The sequence below is a fragment of the Methylocystis suflitae genome (genome assembly GCF_024448135.1).
In the GTDB taxonomy this organism is placed as follows: domain Bacteria; phylum Pseudomonadota; class Alphaproteobacteria; order Rhizobiales; family Beijerinckiaceae; genus Methylocystis; species Methylocystis suflitae.
The window spans coordinates 1-9531 of sequence record NZ_JAMRYX010000025.1 but is presented as its reverse complement, the minus strand read 5'-3'; the positions used below and the strand labels follow the sequence as shown (position 1 = coordinate 9531).

Here is a 9531-nt window from a genome sequence, read left to right as displayed (position 1 = left end):
GCCGCTTTGACGCGACGCCATACGCAACGCTTTTGCGCAAATACTCAACGCTAACGCGCACGAACGCGCGCGACGCAACGCTTACGCTACAGACAGGTCCGCCTGATCAGTTGAGCAGCGACGCGGAAAGATCGCGCAGCATCGCGGCGTCGGCGCAAAAATGCACATGCCATTCGGCGACGCCGAGCTCCCGCGCGATCTCGCGCAGCCCGCGGCGATCGCGTTCCTGCGCGAGAAAGGCGCAGACCGGCCGCGTCGTCGCGCCCTCCCGCGCGACGCCGATGACGACGCCATTCGTCACATCGGCGACGAAGGAATCCTCGCCCGACTGAAACACCGAGCACACATAGCGGCGGCCGGAAGCGCCTCGCCAGGAAAAGAACCGGCTCCGCAGCGAATCCGTCTCGGCGAGCGATTGAAGCGCCTGGCCGCGCGGCGCGGCGTCCTCAAGCGATTGCCCAAAGGCGCTGCGAGAGACGCTGCGAGAAATGCTGCGAGAAATGCTGAAAGACGGATAACGAGGCTGATACATGGCACGATCCGCTAACGAGGATGAACACGGAACATGACTAGAACAAAACCAGCACGTGGTCAAGAAGCGCGCGCCCGTCCATATCTCTTGGGTTCCTGGCAAAAGACTGGACAGGCGCGCACGCGCCGCTACTCGCCAACGGCGCAAGACGGTTTCCCGTCTCGCGCTTAGTGATGCATGGCGATGATCTTGAAAGATGTGCGCCAACGCGCATGACAAACGCTTTACCTCTTACCGAGGTGGGCGCCGATTGAGGCTTTCGCAATAGCGCGAGCGACTATCCGTTGGCGCCGCCGCCCGCCGTGCGCAGCCAGGCCGCGCCGCAGGCCTTGGCGAGTTCGCGCACGCGCAGAATATAGCTCTGGCGCTCGGTCACCGAGATCACGCCGCGCGCATCGAGAAGATTGAAGGCGTGGCTCGCCTTGATGCATTGGTCATAGGCCGGCAGCGCCATGAGATGCATCTCGTCGCCGGAGCCCGCGCCAAAATGCAGCAAGCGCTCGCATTCGGATTCGGCGTCCTTGAAATCTTCAAAGAGTTTTCCCGTGTCGGCGGCCTCAAAATTATGGCGCGAATATTCCTGCTCGGCCTGCAGGAAAACGTCGGCGTAGGTGACTTTCTCATCGCCGTCGCGGCCGTTGAAATTGAGTTCCATGATGCTGTCGACGCCCTGCAGATAGCAGGCGAGACGCTCCAGCCCATAGGTCAGTTCGCCGGCGACCGGCGCGCATTCGAAGCCCGCGACCTGCTGGAAATAGGTGAATTGCGAGACCTCCATGCCGTCGCACCAGCATTCCCACCCTAACCCCCAGGCGCCGAGCGTCGGGCTTTCCCAATCGTCCTCGACGAAGCGGATGTCGTGGAGCTTCGGGTCAACGCCAATCGCAGAAAGCGAAGCGAGATAGAGCTCCTGCAGATCGGGGGGCGAAGGTTTGAGGATCACCTGGAACTGATAGTAATGCTGCAGGCGATTGGGGTTCTCGCCATAGCGCCCGTCCTTGGGACGCCGGCAGGGCTGCGCATAGGCGGCGCGCCAGGGCTTTGGGCCGAGCGCGCGCAGTGTGGTGGCGGGGTGAAAGGTGCCCGCGCCCATCTCCATGTCATAGGGCTGCAGGATGACGCAGCCCTGCGCCGCCCAGAAGTTTTGGAGCGTGAGGATGAGCCCCTGGAAGGAGCGGATCGGGGAGAGGTGGGGTGAGGAGGGGGGCATGCCCGCGTATACTCCCTCTCCCATTCGATCGGAAGTCGGCTGTTGCGGACTTCCGCATTCAATAGCGCAAGTCGAAAGAATTCCGCTTTTCGTCGGCAGTCGGGGTGAGTTAGGGAGTAGTGGCCAAAGCATTCGGCACTCGAAACTGTTTGCTGAAAAGGGAAGCTTCTCGAGTGTCACACCATCGCGAAGTGTCGAGCTGATAACCGAAGGCTTTCGCACCAGTCGCGGCACAAAACTCCACGACTACTTTAGCTACCGATTATGAGCCGGCGGCGCATACTTTATTTTGCCTCTTGATTTGATGTAATAGTGTTCTGGCACAGGAGAGTTAAACAAAGACCGTCTACTTGCAGCGATCCAAAACTGCTTTTGTTTTGCCGGCTCGCGAGGCAATTCAAACCCAAGTTTTTCAGCCAAGGCTGGTAAGAAGCAGTCGAAAGCAGCCTTGACACATTCGCCCCAGTTCCTGGCTCTCTCTACCATCAACCAGTAGACCACGGTGGTGAACATTATCGACCCAACCGCAAACGCTCCAGATCTGTCATAGCTGCCAGGGAAGTTCGGGCCGTGAGCATGGCTGATTGATGCGTATACCCTCGTGATAAACAAAGAACTACTGATCACGATCATCATCCATGACAACCAAAAAATATTGAGTAAGCAAATAACTTGTGTCTTTGCGTCGTCCACAACACTCAAGAAATCCTTCGGCATTACCGATAGAAGATGCAGCCAAAGTGGAATGCTATCTGCGCCATAAACAGACCTTGGATAATCCTCGAACGACCGCATTATATTCCCGAATCTAGTAGGCATTATAGAGCTTTGCTTGGAGGGGAAGTCCGATGCTAGTTCGCGCGCCAGCCTCGTACACTTCAGTTGTAGTTCGAAGGGAAAGTGACGATCGTTCCGCCTCCACTCTGAAGAAAGCTCATCCAGTTGTGCTTTTTTTTGTTTGAAACGCGCAACCTCTCTCTTTCTGAGATACTCGCTCTTAAACGGAAGACAATATCCCTCTATTGCCCAAAAAAGTATCTTGTTAGTGAGCATCAAGACAATTGAAAGCACCCAGACAAGGAACGTGAAATAAACTGCTTTTTCTAACTTATCGCTTTCTGCGAGAGTGTCTATCCCCAGACTATTAAAAAGAGCAAAGGCTTTTTCATGCAGCATGAAAATCAGGTTGGCAATAAACAACAAGACAGGGAAAAGGTATGCAATAAAAAAAGTCTTGTCCGTGATCTTAGGTAAAGTCGATAACATCGTATCGCTCGTCAGCCTCTAATTAACAGAATCTGCAGCTTGCCTGTAATCGACGACTATGGTGCACGACGCCTTGGTTAGCGCCATTTCCATCTCTCCCCTGCAATTCATCGTGGGTGCGGGTGACGCTACCAACCTCGCTGCCTGTAAGGCCGATACCCATAGTGGGGCGTTGGAGCTGAATAGTAGTATCCATGACCTCGGTAATGCCCGGACGCACCCGGCACCCTGTCCTCCCCATAAGGCCTCGACTCCCCCAGCAAACCGCTTGAGCCACGGTGCGGATCGTAAAGAGTGTCCGGCTCTCCTGGCAACCCTTGCGCTTGAGCGGCGGAGCAAGCGATGAATAAATAAGCCAACATCGGCCGTGAGGAGAAAAGCATCGAACAGCACCATAATTTGGCAACAAAGCATTAAACTAATCCTCTAGCCTATCTTTGACAATGTCTTGGGGCAAGAGATTATTAGATGAACAGCTGGATTGACAGCCTTCCCGCTGAGTTACCCAGTCGGTTAGCCAAACTTCCGCTCTGACGCACATATCTTTCCGGAGCGACAACTTAGACCCGAGTGCGCAAGAAAATCCCTCAAGACTCCTACACCGTCGGCAGCACCACAATCTAATTCACATCGACATCCGCCGGCTGCTCGATCGCGTAGCGAATCGCGCGGACGATGGAATCGGTCGGGATCGCCTGCTTATAAAAATCGTCGACGAATTTGCAGCTCAGCGTCGGACGTACCGGTCTTCAATTCGGTGCCAATCGCTGGCTAGCCGCCGATCTCGGCACCCCCTTCCGAAATCGCGTCCCTCGCGCTGCGAGATCGCGCCCACCACTGCGCCGATCCCTCTCGACGCGCCCGTTACGGCCAACCTTGCATCCGATGGGCGCTTCGAATAGTTCGGACCGCGTTCCCTTTCAGAACCCCTTTTCAGAACGATTTGAAGCAGCGCAGCTTTCGCCGTCGCGCGTCGCCAAAACGCGCCCTCGGCAAAGCCTCAATCTGGGCGCCAAAGCGGCGGCGAACTTGGCCGCGCCCTGCCGGCACATTTCGCGAAAGCCGGCGTTTTCAAAGCCTTAACTATTCGTCTTTACCGTAAGCGCGGACAAGAATTCGCCCTAAAGCAGCCAAAGCAAGGCCGCTTAGTTCTGGTGAGAATATGTGAAGGCGTTCCGTGCAGTTCTGGCTTTCGCCGAACTTTGACGCGATTTCGCGCAAATGTCAGCGAAGCTCAGAGCCTTGCGACGGAAAGAGTAATTCGGAGGTAGGGGCGAATGATGCAAGGGATCGGTGCGCCAATCGATTTCATTTCTTTGGATCGCCGCATTTATTCTCGCAAGAGCTCGTCCCATCTGGTCATCGCCGGCGTCGCGCTCGCGGTGAGCCTGTCGGCGGGGTGGTGGGCGCTGTCGCAGCGCCAGTCGACCGCCAGTTCTGAGACAGCCGCGGCGCCCCTCAAGCAGAGCGCCGCCGGCGCGCAAAATCCCTACGGCGCCATCGTCGGCCTCGGCGGCCGCCCGCAGACGCTGGCGCTCGCCGAAACGACCATGCGCGGCGCCCTCGACGCCAGCATCCAGCCCGCCGCGCAAACGCCGGCCGCCGTCGTTCCAGAGCGCCAAGACGTCGACGGCGATCAGATCGCCTCGGCCGAGGACGCGCCGCTGCCGCCGCGCCGCCCGGTCGAACTCTCCGTCGCCAATCGCGGCCTTTATGAAGGCTCGCTGCGCCGCATGGCGCGCACCACCGTCGTGCCCGGCTCGGGGTCCGACGACCGCTCGATTTTCGAGAGATTCTTCGGGCTCGGCGACGCCGCGCAATCGGCGCAAGAGGCGCATCAGCAGCAGCCGCGCGGCCAGGCGCTCGCCTATGCGGCGCCGGACGGCGGCACGCTTTCGGACCTCAAATCCGGCATCCTCGGCGGCGCGGCCGGCGCGGCGGTTGGACCTGCGGCGCGCTACGACCGCTACACCGCCGTCTATGACATCTCGTCGCATACGGTTTATTTGCCCAACGGCACAAAGCTCGAGGCGCATTCCGGCCTGCGCGAACATCTCGACGATCCGCGCTACGTCCATCTGCGCATGCGCGGCGCGACCCCGCCCCATCTCTATGATCTGTCGCCGCGCGAGGCGCTGTTCCATGGCGTCCAGGCGCTGCGTCTCACCCCGGTCGGCGGCGAAGGCGCCATTTTCGGCCGCGCCGGCCTTCTCGCGCATACTTACATGCTCGGCCCGAACGGCGATTCTAACGGCTGCGTGTCGTTCCGCGACTATCAGGCCTTCCTGCGCGCTTATAAGAACGGCGAGGTTCGCCGGCTCGCCGTCGTCGCGCATCTCTAGAGCAGGTTCCGAAAAAGTTGACAGACTTTTTCGATGAGAACCTGCTCCAACGTTTTGATTTTGAGCGATTCCTGATCGATCACATGATTCCATGTGATCGGGAAGCGCTCTAAGCATTTATACTTACGCGTGAATACGAAAAGCGGCCCGTAGCGGCCGCTTTTTTGTGGTTTGCGCTCGGTCATTCAGTTTGGAATGACGGGCAAGTTCTTGTCGGGATTGCGAAGTTCGATTAGCGTACGGTTCAAAGCGCATGAGGGGATGTGCATGACCGTTTCGATTTATCTCATCAATCCTGCCGGCGATTTTCCAACTTATTTCGGCGGCGAGGCGCTGGCGGCGTCCGGGGCGCCGGGCGGCGTGATGATGGCGGATCTCGCCACGGCGACCGTCGCGGCGCTCGCGCCCAAGGACTTCGCGTTCGAACTTTGCGAAGAGCAGGTCGAACCGGTGAATTTCGACCATCCCGCCGACTACATCGCCATCACCGGCAAGGTCAGCCAGCGCGGCCGGATGATCGCCATCGCCGACGAATTCCGCCGCCGCGGCAAGCGCGTGATCATCGGCGGCCCCTACGCAAGCCTTTCGCCGGCGCGGCTGCGCGACCACTGCGACGTGCTGGTGAGCGGCGAGACCGAGGAAATCGCCGGCGACCTCTTCGCCGATCTTCGCGCCGGCAAGCCGAAGGACAGCTACGTCGGCGACAAGCCGTCGCTCGCCGCTTCGCCGCTGCCGCGCTGGGACCTTTATCGCAACGACCGCGCGATTCTCGGCGCGGTGCAGACCTCGCGCGGATGTCCGTTCGAATGCGAATTCTGCGACGTCATCCAATATCTGGGGCGCAAGCAGCGCCACAAGCCGATCGCCAACGTCCTCGCCGAACTCGATGCGCTCTGGGCGGCGGGCTATCGCACGGCCTTTCTCGCCGACGACAATTTCACCGCGTATCGCGCGCACTGCAAGGAGCTGCTCGCGGCGATCGCGCATTGGCGCCGCGATCGTCCGATGGAGTTCGTCACGCAGATCTCCATCGACGCGACGCGCGACGAGGAGCTGCTCGACATGTGCGTCGCGGCGGGCTTGACGCAGGTCTTCGTCGGCATCGAGACGCCCAATGTCGAAAGCCTGCGCGAGACCGGCAAGCGGCAGAATCTCAAGATCAGCCTCGTCGACGAAATCCAAAAGCTCATCGACCATGGCATGTCGGTCATGGGCGGCATGATCGTCGGCTTCGATCACGACGGCCCAAGCGTCTTCGCCCAGCAGTATGATTTCGCCATGGCGACGCCGATCCCGATCTTCAGCCTCGGCGCGCTGATGGCGTCGGAAGCGACGCCGCTCTTCGACCGCATCACGCGCGAAGGCCGCCTCATCACCGGCGGCGTCGAGACCCAGGCGGTGCCGTGGAGCTCCAACATCCAGTGCCAGACAATGAGCATGGAGGAGCTGCATCACGGCATGCAGAATCTCTGCAACGCGCTCTACGCCCCCGCCGCCTTCGGCGAACGCATGCTGCGCCTGATCAGCACGTTCGGCCGCCACCGCAAGGCGCCGGCGCCGCAGCCCTTCGATCCGAAATCGCTGCGCGAGGTCGAACAGCAGGCGATGCAGGTCGGCATGGACGTGCGCAAGATGGGCGAAGCGGAAGGCCGCATGTGGAACAAGGTCTGGGGCGCCGCCGTGCGCAAGCCGGAGACGATCACCATCGTCGCGCGCATCATGTTCCAATATGCGCAGGCGCGGCACATGTTCGACAAGGGCAATTATTGGGAGCCGCAGCTCTCGAGCCCGCCCGCGGAGTCGCAGCGCGCGGCGTAGTCCCGCAAGCAATCGGCTTCCTCATCGTGAGGAAGCCAACGTCGCCTCGCAGCAAGGCTGCCTCATCCTGAGGAGCGAGCGAAGCTCGCGTCTCGAAGGACGAGGAAGCCGTCAGAGATGGCTCGCCTTCACACTCTGCTTCGAGACGCCGGATGAGGGTGATTACGCAGAGGCCGGCAGAGTCGACTCAACGCCATTAGACAACGATCGCCTTCAGAATTGACAACGGCGCTTTCGAGCCCTTGACGCCGGCGAGAAGAATGCGCGTCGCCGGCGCGTCAGTTCGCGTGTGAATGGGCTGGATCGACACGCCCCCTAGCCTGCCCTCCACAGCCGCGAGACATTCGGCGAGCGCGTCGGCGCGATGGATCATCACGAAGGTTCCGCTAGGCGCGAGCAGCGCGAGACAGGCGCGCGTCCAATCGACAAGCGGCGCGCTGGCGACATGGGCGCGCGCCTTCGCCGCGTCGGGCGTGACGCGCACCTTGCCAGCGGCGTGAAACGGGGGATTGGTGAGAACGAGCGCCGCCCTCTCGTCGATCAGTCCAGCAGCGCGACGCGATTTCGCGGCGAGCACGTCGGCTTCGTAAACTGTCGCCCTTGCGCCCAGCGCATTTTCGGCGACGTTTTCACGCGCGAGCGCGCAAGACCCGGGGTCAATCTCCACAAGTCCGACGCTCGCGCCGGGGGCGCGCAGCGCCGCCATCAGCCCGACCGCGCCCGCGCCGGCGCCGACGTCGAGAATGAGCCCCCGCTGATGTTCGGGCGTCGCGGCGGCGAGCAGCTCGGCTTCCGTGCCGGAACGGTGGCCGGCGGCGCTTTGACGCAGGCGCAGGCGCCCGTCGAGAAAACCGTCCAAACTCGCATTTTTCATAGGCGCGTGAAATCTCACATGATGCGGCGCGGTGGGCAAGAGCGTCGCGCCGGGTTCCCTGCCCTGCCCTCCCCTTCAACGGGGGTGGTTGCGCTCCGCCTCTGCCGTGACTTGCCGCCTCCATCCCAAAGCCGTAAGTTCCCGCGACAAAGCACAAGGCTTAAGGGGGGTCCGTGGGTATCGTCATTCCGCTCGATGAGAAAAAGGACGCCGGCCTCGACAGCCTCCTCGAACTCATCAGGCCCGATCTGGAGCGCACCAATCAGCTGATCATTCAGCGCATGGGCTCCGACGTCACGACGATTCCCGAGGTCGCCCATCATCTCATCTCCGCCGGCGGCAAGCGTCTGCGGCCAATGCTCGTTCTCGCCACCGCCGGCATGTGCGGCTACAGGGGCGACGGGCATCTGAAATTCGCCGCCGGCATTGAATTCATGCATACGGCGACGCTGCTCCATGACGACGTCGTCGACGAAAGCGACATGCGGCGCGGCAAGATCGCCGCCCGCATGCTGTGGGGCAATCAGACCTGCGTGCTCGTCGGCGACTTCCTGCTCGGCCACGCCTTCAAAATGATGGTCGAGCCAGGCGTCATCGCGCCGCTCACCGTCGTTTCGCAAGCGGCGGCGGTGATCGCCGAGGGCGAGATCATGCAGCTCAACGCCGCGAAGGACACGACCACGACCGAGGACGCCTATATGGGCGTCATCCGCCGCAAGACGGCCGAGCTTTTCGCCGCGGCGGCCGAAGTCGGGGTGATGCTCGGCGGTAAGCCGAAGGCCGACGAAGCCGCCGCGCGAAGCTACGGCATGAATCTCGGCATCGCTTTCCAGCTTATCGACGACGCGCTCGATTACGGCGGCTCCTCGGCCAAGCTCGGCAAGAACATTGGCGACGACTTCCGCGAGGGCAAGATCACGCTCCCCGTGGTGCTCGCCTTCCGTCGCGGCAATGAGAAAGAACGCGAGTTCTGGCGGCGCACGCTCGAAAAGGCCGAGATCAAGGACGGCGACGTCGAGACCGCCTGCGGTCTGATGAAGAAGCACAAGGCGCTCGACGACACGATCGAGCGCGCGACGCATTACGGCGCCATCGCACGCGATGCGATGGAGATTTTTCCCGCATCGCCATGGAAGAGCGCGCTGCTCGAAGTCGTCGACTTCTGCATCGACCGCGTCTACTAAAGCAGGTTCCGAAAAAGTTGACGGACTTTTTCGATGAGAACCTGCTCAAACGCTTTTATTGGGAGCGATTCCTTATCGATCACATGATTCCATGTGATCGATAAGCGCTCTAGCGGCGCCGGCCGCTGGAAAGCGACCGGCGGACGTTGTCAGCCCTTCAGACAGTCGGCCTTGAAGTGTTTGCGCTCTTTGCCGTGAAGCCCTTTGGCCTCGGCCTGCGCGCGGCAGTCTTTTTCCCTCTCCGCATGCGTCCTGGCCGGAGCGGCGCTCGCAGGCTGCGCAGCGGCGGCAGGCGCTTCGGCGCT

Annotated in this window: 8 protein-coding genes; 3 read left to right on the top strand and 5 right to left on the bottom strand. The window is 60.9% G+C overall.

Going from position 1 to position 9531, the window contains the following annotated elements; genetic code table 11:
- Positions 1-106 precede the first annotated feature (106 nt).
- The 3 genes from NEI07_RS01845 to NEI07_RS01835 all read right to left on the bottom strand — a co-directional run bounded on the left by NEI07_RS01845 (position 107) and on the right by NEI07_RS01835 (position 3008).
- Positions 107-532 carry a hypothetical protein gene (locus NEI07_RS01845; RefSeq protein WP_256032328.1) on the bottom strand — a complete coding sequence of 142 codons (426 nt, stop codon included), beginning with the start codon at positions 530-532 and terminating at the stop codon, positions 107-109.
- A 277-nt stretch (positions 533-809) separates the two neighbouring features.
- Positions 810-1742 carry a glycine--tRNA ligase subunit alpha gene (locus NEI07_RS01840; protein WP_256032327.1) on the bottom strand — a complete coding sequence of 311 codons (933 nt, stop codon included), beginning with the start codon at positions 1740-1742 and terminating at the stop codon, positions 810-812.
- A 255-nt stretch (positions 1743-1997) separates the two neighbouring features.
- On the bottom strand, positions 1998-3008 hold the full coding sequence (locus tag NEI07_RS01835; protein ID WP_256032324.1) for a hypothetical protein: 1011 nt from the start codon (positions 3006-3008) through the stop codon (positions 1998-2000).
- A gap of 1277 nt (positions 3009-4285) precedes the next feature.
- Between NEI07_RS01835 and NEI07_RS01825 the strand changes: the two genes are divergently transcribed.
- Both NEI07_RS01825 and NEI07_RS01820 read left to right on the top strand, forming a co-directional pair.
- Positions 4286-5350, top strand: a complete 1065-nt coding sequence (locus NEI07_RS01825; protein WP_256032322.1) for a DUF2778 domain-containing protein — start codon at positions 4286-4288, stop codon at positions 5348-5350.
- A 267-nt stretch (positions 5351-5617) separates the two neighbouring features.
- Positions 5618-7168 carry a radical SAM protein gene (locus NEI07_RS01820; protein ID WP_256032321.1) on the top strand — a complete coding sequence of 517 codons (1551 nt, stop codon included), beginning with the start codon at positions 5618-5620 and terminating at the stop codon, positions 7166-7168.
- 196 nt (positions 7169-7364) lie between these two features.
- On the opposite strand, the gene NEI07_RS01815 is transcribed toward NEI07_RS01820, so the two are convergent.
- Positions 7365-8042, bottom strand: coding sequence for a tRNA1(Val) (adenine(37)-N6)-methyltransferase (locus NEI07_RS01815; RefSeq protein WP_256032320.1), 678 nt, complete (start codon positions 8040-8042; stop codon positions 7365-7367).
- Positions 8043-8215: 173 nt separating this feature from the next.
- On the opposite strand from NEI07_RS01815, the gene NEI07_RS01810 reads away from it, so the two are divergent.
- A complete protein-coding gene (locus NEI07_RS01810; protein ID WP_256032319.1) occupies positions 8216-9226 on the top strand; it encodes a polyprenyl synthetase family protein in 1011 nt (336 codons plus the stop codon).
- Between the two features lie 149 nt (positions 9227-9375).
- Here NEI07_RS01810 and NEI07_RS01805 read toward each other — a convergent pair.
- The coding region (locus NEI07_RS01805) for a PsiF family protein (RefSeq protein ID WP_256032329.1) at positions 9376-9531 on the bottom strand (156 nt) is incomplete at its 5' end.